Origin of the sequence: Pseudidiomarina terrestris (assembly GCF_030466405.1) — a bacterium.
Classification (GTDB): Bacteria; Pseudomonadota; Gammaproteobacteria; order Enterobacterales; family Alteromonadaceae; genus Pseudidiomarina; species Pseudidiomarina terrestris.
In genome coordinates, this window is record NZ_JAGGJF010000001.1 from 711,985 (window position 1) to 737,575 (window position 25,591).

At 52.4% G+C, this 25,591-nt stretch carries 22 protein-coding genes and 1 pseudogene; 7 read left to right on the plus strand and 16 right to left on the minus strand.

Annotated features, from left to right (window positions below; all coding sequences use genetic code 11):
* Positions 1-24: 24 nt before the first annotated feature.
* From J6J34_RS03290 to J6J34_RS03305, 4 genes are all read right to left on the minus strand, one after another.
* The gene (locus tag J6J34_RS03290) at positions 25-633 is read right to left on the minus strand and encodes a 4'-phosphopantetheinyl transferase family protein (RefSeq protein ID WP_301721022.1); all 609 of its coding nucleotides are present in this window, start codon (positions 631-633) and stop codon (positions 25-27) included.
* Positions 630-1,967, minus strand: coding sequence for a M23 family metallopeptidase (locus J6J34_RS03295; protein WP_301898494.1), 1,338 nt, complete (start codon positions 1,965-1,967; stop codon positions 630-632). Before J6J34_RS03295 ends, J6J34_RS03290 begins: the two co-directional genes overlap by 4 nt.
* A gap of 103 nt (positions 1,968-2,070) precedes the next feature.
* Complete coding sequence (locus J6J34_RS03300) at positions 2,071-2,556, minus strand: protein disulfide oxidoreductase (RefSeq protein ID WP_301721019.1); 486 nt, start codon at positions 2,554-2,556, stop codon at positions 2,071-2,073.
* Complete coding sequence (locus tag J6J34_RS03305; RefSeq protein ID WP_301898495.1) at positions 2,557-3,291, minus strand: SGNH/GDSL hydrolase family protein; 735 nt, start codon at positions 3,289-3,291, stop codon at positions 2,557-2,559. It lies immediately after the preceding gene.
* A gap of 70 nt (positions 3,292-3,361) precedes the next feature.
* On the opposite strand from J6J34_RS03305, the gene J6J34_RS03310 reads away from it, so the two are divergent.
* Both J6J34_RS03310 and J6J34_RS03315 read left to right on the plus strand, forming a co-directional pair.
* Positions 3,362-3,805, plus strand: coding sequence for a YaiI/YqxD family protein (locus tag J6J34_RS03310; protein WP_301721017.1), 444 nt, complete (start codon positions 3,362-3,364; stop codon positions 3,803-3,805).
* 36 nt (positions 3,806-3,841) lie between these two features.
* Entirely contained in the window at positions 3,842-4,474 is a 633-nt protein-coding gene (locus tag J6J34_RS03315) for a DUF3047 domain-containing protein (RefSeq protein WP_301898496.1), read from the plus strand.
* Between the two features lie 59 nt (positions 4,475-4,533).
* On the opposite strand, the gene J6J34_RS03320 is transcribed toward J6J34_RS03315, so the two are convergent.
* Positions 4,534-6,963 (minus strand): S9 family peptidase, encoded by a 2,430-nt coding sequence (locus tag J6J34_RS03320; RefSeq protein WP_301898497.1) that lies wholly within the window; start codon positions 6,961-6,963, stop codon positions 4,534-4,536.
* 176 nt (positions 6,964-7,139) lie between these two features.
* On the opposite strand from J6J34_RS03320, the gene J6J34_RS03325 reads away from it, so the two are divergent.
* Both J6J34_RS03325 and J6J34_RS03330 read left to right on the plus strand, forming a co-directional pair.
* Positions 7,140-8,600, plus strand: a complete 1,461-nt coding sequence (locus J6J34_RS03325) for an amidase (RefSeq protein WP_301721013.1) — start codon at positions 7,140-7,142, stop codon at positions 8,598-8,600.
* 119 nt (positions 8,601-8,719) lie between these two features.
* Positions 8,720-9,400, plus strand: coding sequence for an SDR family oxidoreductase (locus J6J34_RS03330; protein WP_301721011.1), 681 nt, complete (start codon positions 8,720-8,722; stop codon positions 9,398-9,400).
* Here the strand turns inward: J6J34_RS03330 and J6J34_RS03335 are convergent.
* From J6J34_RS03335 to J6J34_RS03350, 4 genes are all read right to left on the minus strand, one after another.
* Positions 9,397-10,083 carry a dUTPase gene (locus J6J34_RS03335; protein WP_301721009.1) on the minus strand — a complete coding sequence of 229 codons (687 nt, stop codon included), beginning with the start codon at positions 10,081-10,083 and terminating at the stop codon, positions 9,397-9,399. The genes J6J34_RS03330 and J6J34_RS03335 overlap by 4 nt on opposite strands.
* Before the next feature lie 52 nt (positions 10,084-10,135).
* Positions 10,136-10,798 (minus strand): cupin domain-containing protein, encoded by a 663-nt coding sequence (locus tag J6J34_RS03340; protein ID WP_301721008.1) that lies wholly within the window; start codon positions 10,796-10,798, stop codon positions 10,136-10,138.
* Positions 10,799-10,821: 23 nt separating this feature from the next.
* Complete coding sequence (locus J6J34_RS03345; RefSeq protein ID WP_323125499.1) at positions 10,822-11,037, minus strand: YgaP family membrane protein; 216 nt, start codon at positions 11,035-11,037, stop codon at positions 10,822-10,824.
* Between the two features lie 85 nt (positions 11,038-11,122).
* Positions 11,123-11,836 (minus strand): thioredoxin domain-containing protein, encoded by a 714-nt coding sequence (locus J6J34_RS03350; RefSeq protein WP_301721004.1) that lies wholly within the window; start codon positions 11,834-11,836, stop codon positions 11,123-11,125.
* A 135-nt stretch (positions 11,837-11,971) separates the two neighbouring features.
* Here J6J34_RS03350 and J6J34_RS03355 point away from each other — a divergent pair, with 135 nt between their 5' ends.
* Positions 11,972-12,925 (plus strand): META domain-containing protein, encoded by a 954-nt coding sequence (locus J6J34_RS03355; protein ID WP_301721002.1) that lies wholly within the window; start codon positions 11,972-11,974, stop codon positions 12,923-12,925.
* 9 nt (positions 12,926-12,934) lie between these two features.
* Complete coding sequence (locus J6J34_RS03360; RefSeq protein WP_301721000.1) at positions 12,935-13,552, plus strand: glutathione S-transferase family protein; 618 nt, start codon at positions 12,935-12,937, stop codon at positions 13,550-13,552.
* On the opposite strand, the gene J6J34_RS03365 is transcribed toward J6J34_RS03360, so the two are convergent.
* The 6 genes and pseudogenes from J6J34_RS03365 to J6J34_RS03390 all read right to left on the minus strand — a co-directional run bounded on the left by J6J34_RS03365 (position 13,549) and on the right by J6J34_RS03390 (position 22,503).
* Positions 13,549-14,418 carry a DUF4434 domain-containing protein gene (locus tag J6J34_RS03365; protein ID WP_301720999.1) on the minus strand — a complete coding sequence of 290 codons (870 nt, stop codon included), beginning with the start codon at positions 14,416-14,418 and terminating at the stop codon, positions 13,549-13,551. The genes J6J34_RS03360 and J6J34_RS03365 overlap by 4 nt on opposite strands.
* Positions 14,419-14,447: 29 nt before the next feature.
* The gene (locus J6J34_RS03370; protein WP_301720998.1) at positions 14,448-17,468 is read right to left on the minus strand and encodes an NfrA family protein; all 3,021 of its coding nucleotides are present in this window, start codon (positions 17,466-17,468) and stop codon (positions 14,448-14,450) included.
* Positions 17,456-19,669, minus strand: a complete 2,214-nt coding sequence (locus J6J34_RS03375; protein ID WP_301720997.1) for a glycosyl transferase family protein — start codon at positions 19,667-19,669, stop codon at positions 17,456-17,458. Before J6J34_RS03375 ends, J6J34_RS03370 begins: the two co-directional genes overlap by 13 nt.
* Before the next feature lie 230 nt (positions 19,670-19,899).
* Positions 19,900-20,667 (minus strand): annotated as a pseudogene (locus J6J34_RS03380) (EAL domain-containing protein).
* A gap of 19 nt (positions 20,668-20,686) precedes the next feature.
* Complete coding sequence (locus tag J6J34_RS03385) at positions 20,687-21,628, minus strand: YeiH family protein (RefSeq protein ID WP_301720995.1); 942 nt, start codon at positions 21,626-21,628, stop codon at positions 20,687-20,689.
* Positions 21,628-22,503 carry an MBL fold metallo-hydrolase gene (locus J6J34_RS03390; protein WP_301720994.1) on the minus strand — a complete coding sequence of 292 codons (876 nt, stop codon included), beginning with the start codon at positions 22,501-22,503 and terminating at the stop codon, positions 21,628-21,630. Before J6J34_RS03390 ends, J6J34_RS03385 begins: the two co-directional genes overlap by 1 nt.
* A 126-nt stretch (positions 22,504-22,629) precedes the next feature.
* Here J6J34_RS03390 and J6J34_RS03395 point away from each other — a divergent pair, with 126 nt between their 5' ends.
* Positions 22,630-23,349 (plus strand): YebC/PmpR family DNA-binding transcriptional regulator, encoded by a 720-nt coding sequence (locus J6J34_RS03395; RefSeq protein WP_301720992.1) that lies wholly within the window; start codon positions 22,630-22,632, stop codon positions 23,347-23,349.
* A gap of 16 nt (positions 23,350-23,365) precedes the next feature.
* On the opposite strand, the gene J6J34_RS03400 is transcribed toward J6J34_RS03395, so the two are convergent.
* On the minus strand, positions 23,366-25,525 hold the full coding sequence (locus tag J6J34_RS03400; RefSeq protein ID WP_301720990.1) for a S9 family peptidase: 2,160 nt from the start codon (positions 25,523-25,525) through the stop codon (positions 23,366-23,368).
* Positions 25,526-25,591 lie beyond the last annotated feature (66 nt).

Consider the following 25,591-nt stretch of genomic DNA (forward strand, 5'->3'; position numbering starts at 1 on the left):
GTTATTTTTTGCACAGAGATGCGTTTAGGGGGGGCTGAACTGCTGGATGGTGCAGGATTCGCCGGGCGAGTAACAGCACAACAGATAATCGCTGTGCTGCTGAAAACAGGCATGCGGAAGATAAGTTTCTGAAGATCGTTTGAGCACTTCCAACAGCAGCCCTTGTTCGGCTTTGGTCACCGCTTCCGCGAGTGTCCAACGCTGAAAAAAACTGACCAAATGCTCAGAATCGACGCCAGCCATAAAAGGTGTTCGCAATAAGCGAACCAGCTGTTTACGGGGCGCAATACGCTCGACGTCAACTCCAATCGGTGCGGCAGCCGGGCTAACAGCTACTATGGCGTGGTTGTGGCTATGGCTAATCGAGCACTGCCACTGCTGACCCTGCACCAGCAACAGCGGTGCGCCGTTTTCCTGCCGGGTGATGATGCTATCTTCAGCGGCCATCTGCCAGTACCTGTGCAACAGCCAACGCACCAGTCCACGCCCTGCCAGGTACTGCAGGCGCCGCTGTGGCTGTCGGTACTGCTGGCTTTGCTCACGGTCTGCTGCACTCAGCCAGGCATTTAATGCGGGAACTGTGGCTTCAACATCGGTGATAAAGGTACAGTGGACGCCGGTGCGCGCTTTCATTGCACTTCCGCAGTGAGACCTTCGGCGTAGGTCGAGCTCGCGCCGCCAGCCAGATCCGCCAGACGCAGGGTGCGCTCTTCTAAACTGGCCACATGCTCAATAAATTGCGCCAACTGTTCACCACTAAGACGTTCAGTAGAAAGTTTCTTCAAATTCAGCGGGTTGACGATTTTGCCGTGGCGATAAACTTCATAATGAAGGTGGCGCGCCTGGGAGAGGCCTGTATTACCTAAATAACCAATCACCTCCCCCTGTTTGACCCGCTGACCGGGCTCAATGTCGTTGGCAAATCCCTGCAGATGCGCATACAAGGTCTCATAACCATCAGCATGCGCAATTACGACCGCGTTACCGTAGGAGCCATACCAGTCGGCCCGCTTGATCGTGCCATTACCGGCAGCCATGATCGGTGTACCCTCAGGCGCACCGAAATCGATACCCTTGTGCATCCGCGTATAGCCGAGTACCGGATGCTTACGTTGTCCATAGTGCGACGACAAGCGCGCGCCGTTAAGGGGGGTTTTCAGCAGAAAACTTTCGGCTAACCGACCATCTTCGAGATAAAACGACTGCTCGTAACGGTACAAGCGGAAATCATCTTCGTCATTTTTGAAGCGCAGGTAGGTGGGTTGCAATGGTGTTTGCTGATGAGCAAACAACAGTTCATCCTGCGTCACTAAAGTGCGCTCGAAGACCACTTCAAAACGATTGCCCTGATACACCTGACGCTGAAAGTCGATGAAGTGCGAAAGCGCCAGCAGCGCCGAATTAATAACGTCACCCGGTACATCCGCTTCGGCCGCATTACCGTACAGGCTATGATTAATTTGGACCGCGTGTTCAGACACCTCGATGCGGGTCGGTACCTGATGCTTGCTGACGCTCCAGACACCGTCCTCATAATAAGCATCAATCCGCTCGGCATACTCAGCCGCGAGACTGATCTGGGCAGTATCTTTCTGTTTATTGATAGCAATCGCGGCACCGGCCTGCAGTTTGTCTAAATTGACATAACCATCTAACGCTTCCGCCAGTTGGTAAACATCACGTGCTTTAAAACCGTATTTGCTCAGTAAACCGGTCACCGTCTGACCACGTTTCAGCACTGCAAAACTCACGTCTGTCAGCGGGTCTGCGATAGTGGTTGCGGCAAGTTCGACGGGCCTGATTTTCTTCGTCCCTGAAGTCACCGGCGGCGTCACCGGCAACTCGAACGCAGCCGCCGCGTCGTCCCGCTCCAACTCTAATGGTTGCAGCTGGAGTTGCTGTTCCGCGGGTGATTCCGCAACCTCTTCCGGTTGTGGTTCTGCGCACGCGACAACTAACATTGCCATAGCTACGCTACTGATTTTTAAAGCTATTAATTTCACTAATGCAGGTTCCTAACTTCCAGTTTCAGCACCATTCTACCGCAATCTTGACCGCAAACTACCGCTTTTACCTAAAACTAGCCCATAGCCAACGGGCGTATAGACCTAACGGTGACGTGGCTCCTGCGGTGAATGAGTCAATCTTACCATCTTTGATCACGGCAAATGCAGGCGTGACAGGTACGCCCCACTGATTAGAGATCTCGGCCTCAGGATCGTTCACCACCTTAAACTGATAATCGTTATCCACCAGGTAGCGGCGGACCTTGGCATCACTGCCCGAGGTCATGGCGACACTAACCACCGGCACGTACTGCGCTAACCAATCCACGCTCGGTGTAAGCACGTGACAAACAGGACACCAGGATCCCCAGAAATAGACAATCACGGGCTCGCCATAGCTTTGTTCAACCAGATCCACATGCTCGTATTGAAGCGTCTGCCAGGTGCTTTGACTCAGCTGACCAGGCGGTAAATCCTGCGCGCGCCAGACATCCATCACCGTCACTACGGTGAGCGCGACGACAAAGAATAGGAGTATCTTTTTTATCATCTATTTGTTTTCCTCAGAATAAGCTTCAGCGGCGGTCCGCGCCCAGAGCTCTGCTGCCGCGGTCGAGGGATGGTATCCGTCGGCGGCAATAAATTGAGCTTCATAGGGTACCTCAAAATTGAGGTAATGGGTGTAGTTATGTCGCTGGCAGTGCTGCGCAAGGTATTGATTTAACAGCTTAGCTCGCTGTCCCAGCATCCAGCGTAAGGGCTGAGGCAAGGCCGGAAACTTGTGCATGGGGGGCAGCGCCGTATAGAGAATACGGCTTACCCCCAGGTGCTCGTTCAGGTAACGGCTCATAGCCTCAAGATCTGCCTGCCACTGGCTCGTTGAAGTTCGCCGTGTGACATCATTAACACCGACCGAAACCAGCACCACATCAAACCGCGACTCGGTAAGTTGGGTTTCTTTTAATAGTGTCAGTACCTGGGCACAGGTTAGGCTGGATTTCGCCACCAGTTGCCAGCTAACGGGGGTGGTTTGACTCAACTGCGCGACCCACTGACCGGTGACCGCCTGCTGCTGTGTGTCGCAACCTACCCCGGCAGCCGCAGAATCGCCAAGGATCAAGACCCGCAGCTCCTTTCCTGATGCAGGACGCGTGCGCTCCGAGCCAGCCTGTCCTTGCCGGGCGCCCTCTGCTTCTGGCAGGTGCGGCGTGCGGGCGCGCACCAGCTTCCCCTGCAGCAGCAACAAAGGTGCGAGTACCGGAAGCAAAATTTTATGTAATAACATAGCGTTCCATTATGTTGCGGGTTTCACCGTGCTAAGCTTATCACTGCCAACGGCTAATGAAGAACTACCCATGAAAATCTATGTAGATGCGGACGCTTGTCCTATCGTTATAAAAGATATTCTGTATCGCGCCGCCGAGCGCAAACAGTTGCAACTGATTCTGATCGCGAACCAGCCCTTGCGGGTGCCACCTTCACGATTTATTTCCGCACGCACGGTGGCCAGTGGTTTTGATGTCGCCGATGACGAGATTGTACGGCTGTGCGAGCGCGGTGACCTGGTGATTACCGCTGATATTCCACTCGCTGCCGAAGTCATCGAAAAAGGTGGCCAGGCACTGAGCCCGCGCGGCGAACTCTTCACTGTGGAAAATATTCGCAGCCGGCTGAATATTCGTGATTTTATGGACACCATGCGCGCCAGCGGTGTGCAAAGTGGCGGCCCGCCGCCGCTGAATCAAAAAGATCGTATGGCGTTTGCCAATCACCTGGATCGGATCCTGGCGCGCGCTTAAACGTCCGCATCAACAGTTCCGTAGCCTGGAGGTTTTATGCTTAAACACTACAGCCTGACCGCTTTGCTTAGCGCAGCCGTCCTGAGTCCTCAAGCCCTTGCAGTAGAGGACAGCAATTTCGCGCCAGCCAGCATTATTGAATGGCCGGTTCGCGAATTCGAAGCTCCCTCAAGCTACCAGGTTACGGACGGCGTTCTCAACGCGACCTGCAAGAGCGGGCAAGCCTCAGCGCTTTATTTAGAGCGGGAACTAGAACTCACCGAAAAGCCCTATCTGAATTGGCGCTGGCGAGTAATGCAACCGCCTTTGGCGCTGGATGAAGAACGGATAAAAGCGGGAGATGATTTCTCAGCCCGTATCTATGCGGTCGCAGAACGTGGCTTATTTGGTCTGAGCTCAAAAGCAGTCAACTTCGTCTGGACCTATGACCAGCCCATCGGTGCAAGCTGGCCAAATCCATTTACTGAGCAGGCGATGATGGTCGCCATGCGTAATCAGTCAAGTCCCATCGGCGAGTGGGTCACCGAAACAGTGCATTTACCTGAACATTTTCAACGCCATTTCGGCGTGCAAGTTGAGACTATTGATGGCTTAGCGCTGATGGTGGATTGCGATAATGCCGGCGGCGAACGTCGGTTCCAACTGCAGCGCATTTGGTTTAGCGATTAACCAAAAAAAAAGCCCGCATGAGGCGGGCTTTCGACAATCAGCTGCTAACAGCTCAGCTCTTAGTCCTGATCTTTCAGATAGAGATCAAGCCAGCGCGTTTGTTCCCAGAGCATGTGCAGCACGGACTCGCGTGCACGATACCCGTGCGACTCGTGCGGCAGCATCACCAGGCGCGAGGTACCACCAAGACCTTTGATGGCCTGGTAAAGACGCTCAGACTGCATCGGGAAGGTGCCTGAATTGTTGTCATTGGCGCCGTGAATCATCAACAGCGGTTCGTTGATTTTATGCGCATGGAAAAACGGCGACATACCAATGTACAAATCAGCATCATCCCAGACGGTGCGCTCTTCACGTTGGAAACCAAAGGGCGTCAAACTGCGATTATAGGCTCCACTACGGGCAATACCTGTTTTAAATAAGTCGCTGTGGGCAAGCATATTGGCCGTCATAAAAGCACCATAAGAGTGTCCGCCCAGGGCAACACGCTCAGGATCTGTCACACCAAGGTCAGCGCCTGCTTTAATCGCTGCCTTGCCGTTCATGACCAACTGCTCAATAAAGGTGTCATTGGGGCGCGCGTCGCCTTCACCTACAATCGGCATGGTCGCACTATCAAGTACCGCATAGCCCTGAGTCGCCAGGTACTGAGGCGCCCAGTAACTGATACGGACAAACTCGTAGGGTGAACCACTGATTTGCGCCGCTGCCGCAGAACTTTTGTATTCGCGCGGATAGGCCCAAACCACCGTTGGTAAAGGTCCATCGCGTTCTTTATCATAACCCGCGGGCAGGTAAAGCTCTGCCGACATCGCCAGGCCGTCTTCGCGTGTGTAAGTGATAAGTTCACGGCTGATCCCTTGCGTGTGCGGCATCGGGTGAGGCGTTTCCGTCAAAGCGGTCAAGGTGTTATCGTCAAGATCCCGGACAAAGAAGTCGGCCGGGTCGTTGACCCCTTCACGTTGCATCAAAAAGCTCAGCTGGTCGGCATTAATCAGCCCACGAGGACGCTCAAAGTAAGGCGCCTGACTGCGCCATAAACGCTCACTGCCCTTCGTGTTAAGGTCGTAGCGATCAATAAATGGGCGATCCCCCTCGGCGGATGCGCCGGTGCCGGTTAAGAGAATTTTGCCGTCATTCAGGTACAGCAAGCTGCGGCCATTTTCCTGCACGGTAAAAGGTTGTCCCGGGTCGTTGTAACGATCTTCCCAGGAGCGCTCCCACACCAGCTTAGGTTCGTACTCCCCCGTTGCATCGACTAACCACAGTTTTTCATCACGATCTGCCCACCAGCGTTCCCAGACCAGAATATGCTCCTCGTCTGCCGCCAGCATACGGCCATAGCGCTTACTGAGATCCACCAGTTTTTGTGGCTCTGCGGTAAAAGGGGCTGGCTGTTGAAACACCTGATCACGCGTTTCTGCGTCCACCGCCGGATCGCCCATATCGGTGGCCTGTGCCCAGACCAGGGTCGCGTCCGCATCGTTACGCCAGCTGATCGAACGACGTCCCTGCACCACCGCATCAAAGGCTATCGGCAAATCGTCTGCCAGCGGCTGTTGCGCCACGGTATAGTCAGTTTCACCCGCGGTGTTCCAGACCATGGTGGTTTCCGGGAAACGGTAGTACGGCACCGCATAGGAATACGGACGCTTAATTTCACTTACCAGTAAGTAGCTGTCGTCCGGAGAAACACTGACCCCGTTATACAGCGCCTGCGGACCAATGTCCTGCTCTTCACCGGTCACCGGGAAAAACGTAATCTGACTGGTAAAGTAATAATCAAACAGCGCTTCGTCTTGTTTGTTTTGTAGTAAATCCTGATAGGTTCGCCCAGGTGCTGTGCGCCCTGCACTCTCGGTGATGACCGGACCGGTCGGAACCGTGGTTAAGGCAGGCTTAGTAAGACCCTCTGCCAGCGTATAGGAGTACAAACCACTGCTATCATGGCGCCATTCCAGTTGCGGTCCCCACACCGCATTCAGCGCTGTGCCTGACCATAGTTTGGCTTGCGCTGAGTTCACATCGACCAGCCATAACTGAACCGTTGTCTCAGTTTGCTGTGCCACTGCAATGAAATCGCCGTTTGGCGACCAACTCGCCCCCAATGCTTTGAGATCACTCGGAAGTCCATCAATTTCTATTTTTTCGCCACTGGCAATATCGAGCAGTTCAATTGCGCTGATATAGCGAGCCTGACTGACGGTGTAATTCGCTGGATTAATGCGGCGTCCAGCGAGCTTCAGTTGGTCTGCAGCAACATCGGTGATATCTGGCAGTGCCGGATAATTTGAGATCAGCAGCATATCGCCATCAGGGCTTAAACTGCCACCTGGCGACGGTGCGGCATCAACGATGTCGACGATTTCCTGTACCGGCTCCTGATAATCTATCTTCACTGGATTCGCCTGAACAGCGAATCCTCCTGTAAGCGCCGCACTTGCAGTCAGCGTAAGCGCAATCGTATTGAGTCTTAACCCCTGGAACATGCTTAGTTACCTTTGTTGCTTCGAGAAGCTCACTGTTTTAATGTTAAAGAAAGCGTTCATTAAACTAACACAAATGCGAGTAGAACCAGCAAAATGTTCACTGGCATAAGTCGCATGGGCATGTGTGTTCAACGCAAGTTGTCTATGTTTTAAGCTGGTCAAATGGAAATGAAGCTATGAAATACATGTCAGCAACGACTATCGCGAGCCAAACAGCCTCGGGCGAGTTAAGTTCGACCGCAATCACCGACTATTACCTCGGTCGCATCGACAACTACAATCCGCAACTGAATGCCTTTGTCGACATTTTTGCAGAACAGGCGCGCTATACCGCAAAGCTTCGCGACCAACAGCAACGCGAAGACAAACCTGTGGGGGTTTTGCACGGGGTGCCGGTCTCGGTCAAAGAGTGCTATCAGATTAAAGACACCAAAACGACGCTGAATTATCAGGGCTTACGAAACTACGTTTCTGATTCGACATCGTTATTGGTGCAACGTCTGGTCGATGCCGGCGCAGTCGTGCTTGGCAAAACCAATGTGCCCAGCCTGCTCGCCGATGCCCAGACATTCGGCCCGATTTATCCGACCTGCAATAACCCCTACGCACTGGATCGAACCCCAGGCGGCAGCACCGGTGGCGGCGCCGCGGCGTTAGCTGCTGATTTATGTGCGCTGGAAATTGGCAGTGATATCGGCGGTTCCATCCGTAATCCTGCCCATAACTGTGGCTTGTTTGGTTTCAAGCCAACGGAAAATGGCCATCATCTTGACGGCCATATTCCCCCTCTACCGCACCTCGATCTCGGTCTTTCGGTCATGAACTGTACCGGTCCATTAGCAAGATCCGCTGTCGATCTGGAGTTAGCCTATAATGTCCTTTTTGCCCCGGACTGGGAACAACGCCTCTATCTGCCCATCGCCCGGGAGCAAAAAACGCCCGACGACCTCTCTGGCTACAGCTTTGGCTTTGTGGATAACATGGCCGGCGTGCAGCCCGGTAGCGAAGTGCGTAACGCCATGCAGCGAACCAGAGATAAGCTTATTGCTGCTGGCGCGGAAGTAAATGATATCCGCATCGACCAAGAACTGGCGCGCGAGGCGCTGGTGCTGTGGGTCGAGCTATTTGGTTACGCCATGGGACAAACCCTCAGACTGCCCGTACGAAAATTACTTTACTGGCAATACCGGCATCTTTTTAAGCGTTCAAGTCTGCCAGCAGACCAAGCCCTGAAAGCCCTAAGTTCAGGCCTTAGTCTCAACTTTAAAGCGTTTAGCCGGGCCCTGAAAAGACGCCAGGAGATCGTCACCGAAGCGCTGCGCCAACAAAAGTCCGTAGACATCATCGTCAGTCCAACCACACTGGGCCCGGCGTTTCCGCACAATAAGGATCATAAAGCCGTGATGTTGGACGGCGAAAAAATCCCTTATGTCGATTTTTGCTTCCCGTTCGTTAACTTTTTCAGCCTCACCGGCCAGCCCGTAGTTACCGTACCGACAGGGCTGACCGAGAGTGGACTGCCAGTTGGCTTATGCTTCGCCGCTGCTCATCACCAGGACCAGACCCTGCTGCATTTGGCACAACTCATGGAAAAGCAAGGCTTTACCTTCCAGCCGCCTGATTTTGGCAAGGACTAATGCGATAAGAGTTACCGCCTACCGGTCACCTTGAGGTCGTTAGCGATGTGCTAAACTGGAGCCATGCATACAATGAATTTCACCAACGCCCCACAAAAGTCGTGGGAAAAGGAGTAAACATGGCAAAAGTTCTACTCATCACCGGTGCCTCAAGCGGTATCGGTAAAACCACCGCCTTGGCTGCTGCGAAGGCTGGTCACAAAGTGATTGTGACCGCCCGTCGTGAGAAATTACTGGATGAGCTGGTGGCGGAGATTGGTGCCGATCAGGCACTGGGTGTGGCCGCCGACGCCAGTAACTTTGACGCCCTGAAAACCGTCGTTGACAAAGGCCTGGAAAAGTTCGGTCAGCTGGACGCAGTATTTGCTAACGCTGGCACTGGCGTTTCTACCGGAGGCACTGAAGAAGGCGACCCGGACGAATGGAAAACCATGATTGATGTGAACATCAATGCCTTGCTCTACACGGCTAAGTTAACGCTTCCCCACCTTCGTAAAACCACTGGGCATTTTTTAATGACCGGCTCGGCCGCGGGTCGTAATACCATCAAAGGTTCCGTTTACGGCGCCACCAAATGGTTCGTGCACGGCTTTGCCCAGAATTTGGCAGAAGAGATGAAAGAGTGGGATGGTCGCTGTACGACCATCGCGCCGGGTATGGTGAATACGCCGTTTTTTGATGAGCCGAAGCCTGACAAGCTCGACCCTCAGGATGTCGCGGATGCAGTCTTATTCGCGATCGATGCGCACCCGCGTAACTGCGTTCGCGAGATCTATCTGATGCCAGGATACCGCAGTTAGGCCTGCGCAACCTGTTTGTCATAGTGGTCGAGTAACAAGGTCTGCGCCTGTAGCAGCGGTTGCTCGGCCGCCACAATGCTCTGCTGGTGCTCCCCCAACAAGCGCATCATCACTTCATTATCCTCTTCGCCTTGCCACATTTTGATGTAAGTACCTTGCTTATAACCACGCTGTTGACGCAGGTTGTTCAAAGCGTTTTTACCAATATAGGTCAAATACACCGTATCGGCGTCGCCATAGGCGTCCACTAACATGGTCAGTAACTTGTCAAAAAACTGCTCGCCGCACACCAGCGGATAATCTTTAGACCCATCAGCGGCCAGAGCGGCCACCAATTCTTTACCGTCTTGCACAGCGGCATCATTGGCAAAGCTCTTCAGCATCAGTTGCGCGACGTACTCGAGCGCTGCTTCGGTGTTTTTGCCCTGGCGGCAGGCATGTTCAACGGCATCGGAAATGGCGAAGTGCAGAATATCGATAAGCTCCATATTTGCCTGCGCCCAATCTGCACTTTGCTTTTTCCACCACTTATACGCGGTGTGTTCAAAGTACTCGCCCAGTTCGACCAGAATAGCTTTGACATCATCGCGCTTCACTTTAGGCGCCGCGGGGTAATCCGGATCGATAACCTGGTTAAACGCAATTTGCATAGCGACTAACTGGCGGGCTTGGGCTGGCGTCATCTTGGGGGTCCTCTTCAACAGGCTGAAATGAATATCCCCAAAAATACCACACTTAGGCCGTGTTCAGCACCGGCAGATGACCAGTTTTTACATAAATGATGGTTTCTTCTTCAACACGTGGTGTGTGTTTACTGCCGTGCGGACTGCGCAGCCAGCTTGCCGCTGGATAACGACCATGCTCATCAATGAACTCACCGCTGAGCACAAAAATTTCTTCGCCGGCATAATGCCGGTGTGGCTTAAAAAGCTCGCCGGCGGGCCACTTCACCAAGGCAGTATGTTCGGTTTCAAAGCTATGCAAAGGCATCACCTGTAAACCTCCCTGGCCCTGCAACCAAGGTTCTTTTAGGGTATTCAGCCGCACCACTTCCTTATCAGCGCGAGAAAACTGATGGAGCTTGACCAGCAAGATACAGCCTTGTTCGCTGAAAGGTGCATGCTGAGAGCCCGGCGGGTTACGCAAGTAAGTTCCAGCGGGATAGTCGCCCGTTTCATCAGAGAACGTGCCCTCAAGAACTAATATTTCTTCGCCAAAGGGGTGCTGATGCGTTGCAAATCTTGATCCCGGTGCGTAGCGCACGACGCTGGTCGCGCGCCCGCATTCGGCTTCTTCTCGTTCCAGCAGCTTCCGCTCGATGCCCTTTGCCGGGCTTGGCTGCCACTGTTGCTCTGCCGTGTTCACCACGACGCGTTGTGAGAAATCCATATTCAACATGGAACTGCTATCTCCTGACTCGTCTAACTGGGTGACTTCTTCGCGCAGGTTGAGATTCCAAGCACTTTATATAGACCACAGAACTTGAAGATCGCTGTGGCTAACAGAACAGCCCCCAGAATCCACCAGTAATTTTCAGCGGTTATCCCATAATAGACCAAGGCGACCCCAATAATCGCGCGAACAACTCTATCTACTGTTCCTACGTTTGCCATGTTTAGCCCCTTATGATTTAGCATTCTCTAAATAACTACTCTTAAATTTAGTCAAGAGATCGCTAAAATGAAAGAACTTTCACCGGCAAAGGTCCTCCCCTACAGTGATTTAGTCCATGGCCAGCAAATGATCTAACAGGGCAAAGTAGCGTTGTGACTCGTCCTGTGAGTGCGGAGCTGGCGCGGTGACCACGTACTGCCCATTCACCACCAGGGTTGGGACGCTGGAAATATCTGCCGCCATCATATCCTCGAGCACAACGCGTAATTTATCAGTGACACTGGTGTCTTCGTAGGCGCGCTGAAAGGCTTCAGGATCCACAGCATGTTCTGCCAAGAAGGCATTGATATCATCCTGATCGGGCAGCCGGTTGTGATTTTCCCGAATGGTTTCGTAATAACCAATCAATTCATCATCCAGGCTATAGCCAAGATCGCGCAACGCGTAAAATACTCTGGCATCGAGTGCCCAGCGCTCATTCGCCGGTGCCGCTCGCTTAATGATGGTGACGGATGGACGTTCCAATTCGTAAGCGATCACCGTTGGATTAAAGTGCTGGCAATGGGGACACCCCGGCCATAAAAACTCAGTGATGTAACCGCCTTCCCCCGCAGCCGGCTCGAACGCTGCAATTTCAACGGGCTGTTCCAGCACACGATAGTCTTTGCCTTCAGTAAAGCTCCATTGCTCTTCCTGCGCGGGCGCGTTGCCGGTAAGTTCAGCCGCAACCTCGCTGCTGACTTCGGTTTGTTGCGGCTCTTCACTCGCGGGCTGGCAGCCCACCATCAACAGTAACGTAAAAATTAGTGCTAGCTGACGCATAATCATTCCTTGTTGGATCGGGTTGCTATTAAGTCGCTGCCATTTCACCGCAGAATCGTGCAAAAGTCACGCGGTGCTGTAAATGCTATGGCAAACAAGCAATAATGGTTCACATGAATGACGAAGGAGGTTGTCATGTTCATTACCCGAGTAGGCTATTTTATTTTGCCCTGGTCTGGTCTTATGCTGCTTAGCGGTTGCTCGCCGCAAGAGCCGGCCTATCCCAGTGAAGCAGCGGTTCAGACGTATCAATGTGGAGCACTTCAGGTGACCACCAAGAGACAAGACGAACGCCTGCAGTTACGCTTTGGTGAACAGGAATTCCTGCTGACCCCTGCTCCGAGTGCGTCCGGCAGCCGCTATGTCAGCGCAGAGTATGGCGCTGAGTTCTGGAGTAAAGGTAATGAAGCCCAATTCTCTACCGACAAATTCTCTTTGCCCCTTTGCGTGCAACAGGGCACCTTACCGCAACAGTTGAACGCCCGTGGCAATGAACCGTTCTGGCTGGTGAATGTGAACCAGGACCAGGCTCTGTTACGCACGCCCGGGGACGAACAGCTGTTCGCTCCCATTTCCCGTCAAACCCTCAATGACGCAGCGCCCTATTCTTACGCAATAGAACTGGCGGCAACACAACAACTATTGCTGGACGAGGCCATTTGTTATGACTCGATGACCGGGCAAAGCTTCCCTTACACTGCTCGCTTTAAAAATGCGGAGAAGCTTTGGCGCGGATGCGCGGGTGATCCACAGCGTCTGCTTACAGGGGTAAGCTGGAAAGACAGCCGCGCGACGGAGCATGTCGCGACGCTCACATTTTCATCCGACTCGAGGGTGACCGGCTTTGCCGGCTGCAACTATTTTACCGGAAGTTATACCCTGAGTGCGGAAGGCTTATCTTTCTCTCCACTGGCGGTAACGAAACGTATGTGTCCACCAGCAGCGATGGATTATGAAAATCGCCTGCTGCAGCAGTTAACGCAGGTGAACAATGTGAAAGTGTTTGCTGACGGGACCTTGCATTTGCGGTTAGGTAACGGCGACTATCTGCAATTTTCCAGCTACCCGCTCGACTTATTAGCTAACTGAGGTGATTCAATGAAACTTTACGAAACTAAAACTGCTCCGAACCCACGCCGGGTGCGCATGTTTCTGGCTGAGAAAGGCTTGCTCGACGAAGTCGAATGCATCGAAATTGATCTGCAAAAAGGTGAGAACCTGACGCCTGAGTTTGCCGCAAAAAATCCGATGAAAAAGGTTCCTGTACTTGAATTAGATAACGGTACCTGTATCGCTGAAACCATGGCAATTTGTCGTTACTTCGAAATCGCCTATCCCGATACCGTGAATTTGCTGGGCCAGTCGGCACTTGAGCAGGCTGAAATTGAACAGTGGCTGCGCTGGCTTGATTACTACTTTTTTATCCCTTGTGGTATGGGCTTTCAACACACCAGCGGCTTCTTTAAAGACCGTATGACGCCGGTTCCTGAATGGGGTGAGTTATGTGTTAAAGACGTACACAAATTTATGCTGTTTTTAAACGAGCACCTTGAGGGCAAAGACTTCATTTGCTGCGACCGCTTCACGGCTGCAGATATTACCGCATTCGCCGTTGCTGCCTTCGCCCGGGTTATCAAGATTCGTGTCGACGATAGCCTGCCACATCTGCTGAAATGGTATAAAGCAATGCAGTCCCGCCCCTCCGCCGAGGTTTAGTCCTTGCCTGGCGGATGGGTGATCAGATCAGATAAATACAGCAACCCTGCCGCTTCCGGCAAGTAGCGTAACGAAAATAAGATACGCGGGTGGCAGTCTGGCTGGCGAGCCTGGGCTTTGGCCAGCTCTGCCGGGGTTGCCGGACGGGCGCGAAAGGGCTGTTGCGAGGTCTGGATGAAGGCTTCATTAATCAGCCCTACGTCGCAGTTGAGGTGCGCAAAATAAGCTTCGCGCTGCGTCGCCGTCAACGCTTGTGTGCCTGCACCGTCCTGCAACCATACCTGATAGCCGAGATCCTGTATTTGCTGCAGCCAGGCGCCGAATTCACTGGCTGGCAACTCAGCGCTCATAAAGACACTTATCGCAAGCGGCGACCGGCCTAGTCGCTGTTTCAACTGCCTGAGAAAGTCATGCAATTGCCGACGCTCAGCGGCAGTGGCGAAGTACGCATCGCTTAACTCAAGGGGAATATACCAACCTAGAAACTGCGCTTGATGTTGCTGTATCCATCCTTGCCAACGCGCAGCCGTGCCATTTACTTTACGTAAATAAGTGGTAAAAAACTCTTGCTGCGCAGCCTTCCCCTCCGCCATTTTTGTGAAGTAGTCATGCTCAGTGTGCAAGCCCAGCCATAAAGGCATATGCCGCTGCCAGGTGCTCAACGCAGTTGCCAGCCAGGGGGTGGGCTGGCTGAAGGAATCAGCACCGTACTGAACCCATTGCACCACACCAAACTCAATCGGCGTGCGGGCGATCGACTGGAAGAGATAGTTCCAGCCGTAAGGACCCATCTCAGCGTCCCGGTTGAGCGGCTGATACATGACACCGAGTGCAGGTGAGTCAGTGTCCTGTGGCGATGTCGACATGCTCGGTAAGGGTAGGGTTAATACCAGCCCTAAAAGTACAGCTCGAAGCGAACGAGTAGCGCATTGTCGCCATCGTCCGCAAAATCGCTGGAAACCACGTGCTGCCATTCGACACCTAACTCCATTCGCAGGTTATAACTGTTGTAATCGGACGCAAACCATTCTGACATCCAGCCGACGCCGAGGCCGGCGCGGGTATCATCTGCGTCGCCAAGTGCAGCCACATCGTGCGAGGTGTCACCCTGCAGGAACCCGTATACACGCAGTGTCTGAAGGTGCGAAGGCGTCAGCTCAAAAACTGGTCCAGACTCGATCCGGCTAAAGAATGCGGACTGGTCATCTTCGGGGAAATAAATCCCGTCGACAAAGAAAGTGCTGTACCAGAGACGCTCCATCTGTGGCTCCCACCACTTCCCTTCGCTCCAGGGACTAAGTAAATCGATGGACGCTCGCACGTAAGGCTTAAACTCTTCATCGCCATCCAATTGCTTACGAAAACCCAAACCAAGTACCGAGTTGATCGTTTTAGTAGGCTTCCAGGTTAAGCCAACATCGAGCTCCTGACTCTCAAAAAAGTCCTGCTCACCACCTTGTAGCAGACTGATTTGTGCCCCTAAGCCACCTATAGATGCTTGCGACTCGGTGAATTCATAGGCAGCTTTTAACTGCATAAAGTAGTCGCCCTGGATATCTATGCCCTGTCCGGTGCTTGCGCGGCTGCTATCGCCTGCCCAGCCGGCAAGGGTAAATGACCACTGACTATCAACCTCGCGATGCAAACGCTGGGCTTTAAGCAACTGCTGTGCATCCGCTTGCGGGTTATCGAGCATTTTGTCGATGGCGGCCCTGGCATAGTGGGCTGTCTTTTCATTGTTACCGGCATAGTTGAAGGCAAATGCGGCTTGGTGCAGATGTTTCACTTGCGCATTTTGCTCATTGCCCGCTAGAGCTGTGTCAAAGTAGGAGGCCGACTCAATAGGATCGCGTTCGTAAATCGTAAAGGCCAGTTCGGCCTGAAAGTGACGGTTCTGCGGATAACTTTCTACAGCGTCACGATAGAGCGCTTCCAGGGCTTCAAAATCATCTCTTTGGCGATAAATATGAGCTCGCTCTTCAACCAATAAAGGGGAGTCAAAGCGCGCATCGGCACGTTCTAGCAGCAACAGAGTTTTATCGTCATCCTCTTGCGCCTGTGCAATATTGACGCCCAGCAACCACCAGTCCAGCTCATGTTCTTGTCGGGACGCCTGCCAGGCGGCTTCTGCAGCGATCAAATCGCCTTGCGCGAGTGTCAATCGCGCAATGGTCAGCTCATCAGAGGAAACGCGCTCAGCTGCGGGAATCTGTCGCAGGTAGCCCAACGCTGCCGAATTATCTCCGACTCGCTCAGCAAGCGAAGCTAACGAACGCAGATCTCCCGCTGACGGCGTGTCTCCTATTGCCATTCGTAACGCGTCATAGGCAGCTTCCGGATCACGATCGATCAGACATTCTGCACGGGTGCGAATGCCACGCTCTTTGCTGATTTCAGCCAAAGTCGCCAAGGCTGCGTCGCAGTTGCCACGCAGGCGCCAGAGCTCAGCTACGTCGACAGGGTCCGCATTGCTTCGCGCCAGCATTTCAATACGCGTCGCATCAATCTGCTCTGGTGCTCCATAGAGAATATTGACGTAGCGCGACAGCAGCACCTTACCCGGAGCGCTAGCTAAATTCACGTCGTTGAAGCCGTCCTCTAGAAGCGCGAGCGTTTCGTCGGTTTCGCCGCGTTGCCACATTAAGTACGTGGTTTTCTCCAATGCAGCTGGGTCACGGAAGCGTTCCCAGATAAGGCGCCAGGTGCGCTCTGCACTCTTGGTATCGCCGAGTTTCTCATAGGCCATTGCCAGGTAAGTCAGTTCTGCTTCGTTCTCTGCAGCGCCCTGTAATAATTGCACCTGGCGCTGCCACGCTTGCTGGTTATGGTAGTAATTCATCAATAACCGGCGTCGCTGCGCCTGCAAGGCATTGTCGGTAAACTGAACGCGCTGCACTGCTTCGTAGTGCTCAAGACGTTCCGCCAGGTTCAACCATAGGGCCGGATTTTCATGTACAGAACAGTTCACAAACTGTTGTCGGGCGGCGCTGTCTTTGTCCAGTTTTACCAGCAACTGGACCTGCTCTAAACAGCTGGTCTGGGCAGCGTCGGCAAGTGCCATGGCCGCTTCCAGTTGCCCATCTTGTTCTAGCAAAAAGTAATACTGCTTTGCATCGGCAGCCGAGAGCAGGTCACGTTCCTGCAGCCAGGCAAAATACTTCATGGCGCTGCTGCTATCAGCGCGCCCCAGGGCCTGATAGGCCAATTCCCGAATCACGCCACCGGCCGCTTTCGGGTAGCGTTGTGCAAGAGCAAACGCGCCTTTCGTGTCATTTGCTTCGATCAGCAGGTAACCATATTCAGCGATTTGCGCTGGGGCCAACTCAACCTGCGTGGAGAACTTACCGAAGTGATGCGCCGCTGCGCTAAACTGTCCTACATCCGCAGCCACTCTTGCAGCAATCAGATGTAATTCATGGGTCCATAGCGACTCAGGCAAGGCATTTAACCAGGCCCAGGCAGTCTCTTTGGACTCACGTTGTTCCAATTGATAAAGCCCTTGCTGGATCAATTCCAGACGCTGGTCGGCATCGACCCCTGCTAAAAAATCCGCCATGGCAGCGGCAGAAGGGACATTTTCTGACATTTGCGTGCGTAATAACCGCTGTTTAAGCTCAACCCGTCGCTGCGCCGGGATCGCCGCCAGATACGTCTGCGCTCGTGTCGTATCGTCACTAAGCATGGCCAGCTCAAATGCGTACTCGTAGAACGCTGTATGCTCCGGCGCAATCGCAATGGCCCGATCAAGCTCGTTCAACGCGGCCAGATACTTCTCGTCTTGCTGCAGCCGATAGGCTTTATCCACATAAGGATAGGTCCGAAACTCTTGGTAGTCGGATAAGCCCACGAAGATCGTGTCACCTATGGTCTGTGGCGCTAGCGCCGATAAAGTAGCGATTAAACCTAAAACACGCATGTGATTCCCGGTTGACCCGCAACCGCCTCAGCTAGTAGTTCTTTCATTTCAATTTGATGCCGCTTCTGATAGGCCAGTGCTTCATCGCGCTCCTCGTCCGAAATAATTCCCTCGCTCACCAAAAAGTCACCCAGCCGGCTTTCACTTTTCCGCGCATAGGCCATCATGACTTGTCCCATCACCGCGGGATCTAGCACTCCTGACTGAATAAGGGCTGAACCAAAAGGTATCTGACGGATGAAGTATGCGTCGCGTAAGAGTTGAACCGAGGCATCGGACAGGTTGCTTTTTTCCCTGGCTTGCGCAAGAAATTCACGCGGATCCGCCTCCTCATCGTTCATGTACCAATAACGCAGCCCCAAGGTCACGGCGCCTTGTGTCGTAACACAGCCGCGCACAGGTCGTTTTAATTTACGACTTATGGCCGCTTCTGCTACCGGACTCAGAGCGGATTCACGGCCAACAATCAAGGTTTTCCCCTCTTCAACAAGGGGGATAATAGAGTATTTGAAGGCAATATCCGCCGGCAGTTTTTTAATCAACTCTGGATCCAACTCAAAAGGGTCGCAGGCCTGAAATGAACTGTATTCTTGTACCGCAATAGCTTCACTCAGATCGTCAAGGCTGACAAAGCCCGCGGTGACCAGATAAACGCCTAAACGAATCCCTTTCGGCCGTTCAAGCAGCGCGCGCTCAAGTTCGGCTTCGGTCAACTTCCCGTTACGGATTAGAATCGCGCCAATAGGCTGTTTGCGTGGCGGTGCCACGATGGGAAATACATGAGAGGTTTTATCCCAGGCAACTTTGCGCGGATCACCATGCTGCAAAACCTGTTTGATGGCTCGCAGACTGGCCGTGAAATTTATGATCGTACCCCAGAAGATTCGAACCAGGGACATAAATCCCTGAAACCAACCGTAGTACTGTTTGGCAAAATAGAAACGTTGAAATAAGCGATTGGCCAGGAAAAATAAGTTCGCATACAGCAGGAAAATCACCACAGGCTGATCTTCGAAAATAGAGAGGACCCGATAGGAGCTGGGCACAAATTGCTCAATAATCCATATGACCAGCAACTGAATAAACACCGCCATAGCAAAGAAACTCACGATATTGGCGATGGCTCCGCGACGGTCGCGCCACAGGAAGTAATTGATCGGCCAGCTGCGGGTCCATTTGAGTTTACGTGAGCCCTGAAAAATAATCCCGATGATCCACCGGGTCTTTTGCCGCACGGAAGTTGAAAACGTGGTTGGAAAGTATTCGCGCACACAGACCACATTGCCATCGCGCTCGTCAACACCAGCATGCTTCTCACGCAGTTGCGCTTGCTCTAGCTTGACTGGATAACGCACGAAGATCTCGTCCATACCCCAGCTTTTTAAACGAAAACCAATATCATAGTCTTCGGTCAGGGAGCGCACATCAAAGGGCAGCCCGTCACCTTCTTTCAACAGCCTTAAAATAGCCCGACGGCTGAAACACGTGCCTACACCAGCACTTGGCACCTGCCCGGCGAGCGACTCACGCACCACAATATCTTTACCATGCAACTCCGCAAACTCATCCAGATAATGGGCAGCAGTGAACTCATACCAATGTTGTGGAAAAGGATAAACGGGCAACTGAATCATGTCTTTGCGGGCGACAAGATAATTAAATAATCTCAGCTCCATACTTGAGATAACATCTTCGGCGTCGTGCAGAATATAGCCGGAGAACTCGATTTTGGTCTTCTTCTCGAACTCAATAATCGAAGCGATAATGTTATTTAGACAATCCGCTTTGCTGGTAGGCCCGGGCTCAGCGCAAATAACTTTGTGAACATTGGGGTAATGCTCGACGACGTGATCAACTTCAGCCTGGGTTTCCGGGTCGTTGGGATAGGTGCCGACGAAAATCTGGTAGTTTTCATAATCCAGCGATGCCGCTGCTTTGGCGACCATCTTGTCGACTACGCCGACTTCCTGCCAGGCTGGAATCATAATGGCGAGCGGTTTTTCCGGCTCGGCAAGTAACTTGTCAGGATCCGAATAATCGTATTTACGGTAAACCGTGAGCTTACGGTAGAGATGCCGGATCCAGTAATACGTATCGATAAACAGATCATCTAAACCGAAGATGAACAGAATCACCATCACGGCTATCGCCAGCCACTTTAAACCATAGAGGTAAAAAACAAAGACATCGAACCACGTCATACGAAATGCTCCCGTCCATGACGGTGAAATAAACTATTTGCAACTAATGTGTTTAATTAGTTGACCGCAAGGGTTCTGTCAACACATCTGATTTCATGTTTAATTCTAGTACGGGCAGCAGATTAAGCCATTTATCCGGCGAAAAAGCTGAAAATGGCTCTATAACATTGTTAATGTTTTTTCTGGAAGGGGAAAAATAAGTTAACAGGCTAGCGTTTTGCGTGAACTCTCTAACAGAGGGGAGAAAAATCAACTTCCGGCAGGCTTTCAAAGCCCGGCTTCGCGAAGTAGTACCCCTGCATAAAGCGTATACCCAGCTTCGTCAGCACATTGAGTTCAGCTTCGGTTTCAACACCTTCAGCAAGCACTTTGGTTCCCTGCAGCTCACATTGCTGAATCACCTCTTTTACCTGCTTTTGCTTTTCCGGGGATTGATCGATGTCCTGTATCAGGCTTCGATCCAGTTTTAGAATGTGCGGTCTTATCTCGACCAGCCAGCTCAGGCTGGTGTAGCCTGCACCGTAATCATCAATTGCCGTCTGAAAGCCGCGTGCGGAGTAGCTACTGAAAATACGCTGCAAGTGAGACTTATCAACGATCTCTTCACCTTCAGTGACTTCGAAAACCAGCTTGGTCAAATCAAAACCGTATAAATCAGCAGCTTCAATGGTTGCCCGAATGCAGGTTTCGGGACTGTAGACAGCATTGGGTAAAAAGTTAATGTGCAAGTAGCAATCGATGCCAAGGCGAGCTGCGGTTTCAATCGCTTTTACGCGACAGGCCTGATCGAAATAATAGCGGTTGTCGTGGTTAATTTGCTCAAACACCCAGCCGGCGCCCTGACCTTCTGTACCTCGAACCAGTGCCTCGTAACCACAAATACGTTGCTCCTGACAGTCGATAATTGGCTAAAAAGCCATGGTGATTTCGAAACCTAAATCCTTCCCTGCCAGGCAATCTTTGCACGTCTGCTGACGTATCGATGCGGGTATCGTCATGGAAGCTCCGTTTTTTCCTTTAGACATTTGTAGTTAACCAAACGAGACTCCCAACGGCAATGATCAACCAGAGCATGACTGCTAATAATAATGGCTTTAACCCCGCTGCACGAATTCGTTGAAGTGTTAAGCTTAGCCCAATTAGAAACAAACAAAAAACAAGCAGTTGTTTACCCATCGCAAAAAGCAGGCTGAACAACGCTTCCTGTTCAGGCCAATAGGATGCGATCCCAGCGCTCGCGATGAAGCCGCCGATAAACCATGGCACCACCATCTTGGTTGTGCTTTTGTGTTTCTGCGAGCGCGCGAATACCCAGGCCGAAACAAGTGCCACGGGTACAATCCACAGCGCCCGCGCCAGCTTGGCTGTCGTCGCTACCACCAAAGCTTCATCGCCATAAGCCTCAGCTGCGCCGACCACCGATGACGTGTCGTGAATAGCGATAGCAGACCAAAGCCCAAAGGTCACCTGATCAAGCTCAAGCAAACGACCTATGATGGGAAATACAAGTAATGCTATGGCGTTGAGAATAAACACCACTGCCAACGCCAGCGCCATCTGATCACTGCGCGCCCGTATCGCTGGCCCCACAGCAGCGATCGCGCTGCCGCCGCAAATCGCCGTTCCCGAACCAATAAGGTGCGCTGTAGCGGTTTCCAGGCCAAGCCATTTGCCCAACAGCAGCCCGAGCACCAGGGTTAGCACAATGGAGACCACGATGAGTCCCAGGGCGTCACCGGTAATGGCAAGGGCAACGTCCAGCTGGATACCAAACCCTAATAAGACAATCGCCACCGCCAGTAAACGTTTGGCGAGTTGGCCGGGGTTAAGCTGCCGTGGAACCAACCCGAAGCCAGCCAGAATAAAGCCAAGTACCAGCGCCAGCGGCGAAGAGATGAAGCCGGCCAGTGCCAGTCCGCCGCCGATTAAGAAGGCAAGGTAAGGAAGCACAGTCGCCATCAAAGCTGGTTAATGGGTAATTTTAAGTAGACCTTACCCTGTGCATCTGCCGGGGGCATTTCTCCCGCCCGGATATTCACCTGAATCGAGGGCAGGATGAGCCGCGGCATTGCCAAACTGGCGTCACGCTGTTCGCGCATGGTTACAAACTCAGCTTCGCTGACGCCGTCGTGAACGTGTTTGCTGTGAGCTCGCTGGTCTGCAACGGTGGTTCGACACTCATGTGAGCGGCCGGCGGGTGGGTAGTCATGGCAAATATAGATGTCCGTTGCTGCTGGTAGCGCCAGCAGTTTTTTAATCGACTGATACAGAGTAGCCGCACTGCCGCCGGGGAAGTCACATCGTGCCGTGCCAACGTCCGGCATAAAAAGTGTGTCACCGACAAATGCCATTTGTTCGTTAATAATATAGGCAACGTCAGCCGGGGTGTGACCGGGGGTATGCAGCACACGAAATTCCATACTGCCTACCGAGAAGGTATCACCGTCACTGAACAATTGGTCGAATTGGGCACCATTGGGCAAAAACTCTTTTTCCAGGTCAAAGACCTCTTTAAACAGTTTCTGTACATCGCGAATGTGCTCGCCAATCGCAATTTTGCCGCCCAAAGCGTCCTTAATATAGGGCGCCGCTGAAAGATGATCAGCATGAGCGTGCGTTTCTAGTACCCACTCAAGTTCCAGCTCGTGAGCGCGGACGTAGTCCACCAGACGCTGGGCACCTTCTGTGCTGGTGCGCCCTGATTTATAGTCGAAATCAAGAACAGGGTCGATGATAACCGCTTTCTTACTTGTTGGATCACAGACCACATAGCTGAAGGTTTCGCTATCACTATCCAAAAATGCTTCAACATGAGGTTTCGCTGCCTGACTCATGACCACTTGCTCCTAATTCCATTCGCTCCTTTTAAACTACTTCATTCTGGCAAAGGTTTAAACTGGATCAGACGTCAATGTATGTATAAAATTGCGCCTTTCGTACAAAACAAGTGAGAACTTACTATGGGTCGCGCCTTCCAGAACCGCAAAGAGTCGATCGCGAAAACCGCGGCGGCGAAGAGCAAAGTTTACAGTAAATACGGCCGCGAAATTTACGTCGTGGCCAAACAAGGTGGTGTCGAACCCGATGCCAATCTGCAACTTCGTGGTCTGATCGATCGAGCTAAGAAGGACCAGGTTCCCGCACATGTCATCGAAAAAGCCATTGAAAAGGCCAAGGGTGGCGCCGGCGAAGACTACGCGCCTGCGGTTTACGAGGGCTTTGGTCCTGGCAACTGTATGGTGATGGTGGAGTGTCTGACCGACAATCCGGCCCGCACCTTTGGCGAGGTTCGTAACTGTTTCACTAAAACAAAATCGAAAATCGGTGCCCCCGGCAGCGTGTCTCACATGTTCGACCACTGCATGATTCTCGCCTTTGCTGGCGATGACGAAGACGCTGTGCTGGAAGCCTTGATGATGGCTGACGTTGATGTCACTGACATTGAAGCTGAAGACGGGAAAATCACGGTTTTTGCTCCCCATACCGAGTGGCATAAAGCAAAAACCGCGCTACAGGACGCATTCCCTGACATCGATTTTGACGTTGATGAAGTTCAATACCTGCCGCAAGTCATGACCACCATCAGTGGCGATGATGATATTGCCATGATGGAAAAATTCCTCGACATGCTGAACGACTGTGACGACGTGCAAAACGTCTACCACAACTCTGACGCCTGAGCGACAGCCCGCAGAGTTACTGCGGGCGCGCTTCTTCTCCAAGTAAGTTCAGGATAAAGGCATACTCCTCTGCGGTTTGTTTCAGCCGCGCGAAACGACCTGAGGAACCACCATGGCCTGCTTCCATATCAGTTTTAAACAACAATGGATTATCGTCCGTTTTAAGATGGCGTAATTTTGCCACCCACTTCGCTGGCTCAAAGTATTGGACCTGCGAATCATGTAGCCCCGTCGTCACCAACATGGCCGGATAGGCCTGTTTCATCACCTGATCATAAGGCGAATACGACAACATATAATCGTAGTAAGGCTGATCCTGCGGATTCCCCCATTCATCAAACTCATTGGTGGTTAACGGAATGGTTTCATCCAGCATAGTGGTAACCACATCGACAAAGGGCACGTGTGCCACCAGCCCCCGATACTTTGCGGGAGCCATGTTCGCCACAGCGCCCATTAGCAAGCCCCCGGCACTGCCGCCCATACCAAAGACTTTACCCGGGTGTGCGTACTCTTCTGCGACCAGGTGTTCCGTCACATCGATATAATCGGTAAAGGTATTCTTTTTATTTTCAAGTTTACCCTGCTCATACCAGTGTCGACCCATTTCCTGTCCACCGCGAATATGGGCGATAGCATAGACGAAACCGCGATCAACCAGTGAAAACACGGATTGACGGAACCAGGGTTCGGAGGTTGCACCGTAGGAGCCGTAGGCATACTGATACAGAGGAGCGCTACCGTCTTGTTGGAAATCGTTGCTATAGAGCAAAGAGACCGGGATACGAGTACCGTCATCTGCGGTTGCCCAGGTGCGCTCAGTGGCATAGTTGGAGGCATCATAATTGGGCACCTCAGTAGCTTTTAACACCTCGCTCTCTCGGGTTGCCATATTGTACGCGTAGGTCACTGTGGGCGTGACAAGCGAGGTGTAGTTGTAACGCACCACGGCAGTGTCTTGTTCAACGTTGGTTTCAAAAGTCATGACATAGGTTGGCTCGTCAGCACTGATCACGTGGCTTTGGCTTGGATCACTCCAGGGCACAACACGGACCTGACGCAGACCATCCCGACGCTCATTCAAGGCCAGATGGTTGCTGAAAACCGCAATATCATGAATAAACACTTGCTCGTCGTGAGGCACCACCGGTCGCCAGCTCGCCTTGTCGCCAAGGTTATCTGCCGTGACCTCCATGACCTGGAAATTGGGGGCATTGTAGTCGGTCAGGATAATCCAGCGCCCGTCAATATGGTCTGCTGAATACTGCAGGTCCCGCTCCCGCGGCGCAATCACCTGTAGTGCGGCATCCGGGGTCTCGGCGTCGAGCACATGCATTTCGTTGGAGACCGTCGACTGCAGGGTAATCACCACATACTCGCGATCCGTGGTATTACTCACCCACATGTAGAAGCTTTCATCTTGCTCTTCGTAGATGACTTCGGCGGTTTCAACGGGTGCTCCTGTTCGATATTTCAACACCCGTTTGGATAACAAGGTTTGAGGATCCTTTTCGACCAGAAACAATGTCTCATTGTCCTGTGCCCAGGCAAGCGCAGCTGAGAGTCCGTTGAGCCCCGTCGCAGTTGTGGTTGCGGAGGTCAGGTCTTTCACGTGCAGCTCGTACTGGCGACGGCCGATCGCATCCACCATATAAGCCAGCTTGGTCTGATCGGGGCTGACCTGAAGATTTGAAACCTGCATAAAGGCTTCGCCTTCGGCAAGCTCGTTCACATCGAGCAGGATTTCTTTTTGACCGCTTTCAATGTGCGTGCGCGTGTAAATCGCATACTCTTGCCCTTCCTCGTACTCGGTCTGATAAGTGTAATCTCCGCGCTGATAGGGCACGCTTTCATCGTCCTGCTTTACCCGGGCCATGAGTTCTGACTCGATTTTGTCTGTCAGCTGCTGATAATCCGCACGGTAACTATCGTAGTAGGTATTTTCTGCGTTTAAATAGCCAAGCACTTCCGGATCTTGGCGTTCATCGTCGCGCAGCCAGTAATAGTAATCGACGCGCTCTCCATGCGGCGAAACTATAGTGTAGGGCTCACGCTTAGCTACCGGAGCATCCGACTCCTTACTCTCTGCCGGTGTCGATTGCGGCTGACAGGCTGTCAGTAGAAGCAAAGCCGTCAACGACAAGGTACTGCGAACGCCTGAAGCAAAACTCAACATGGGGTGTCCTTTTCTGATAGGGTCGACTAGGTCTGTACGACTTTTAGTCATTTTAGGTACCGAGTC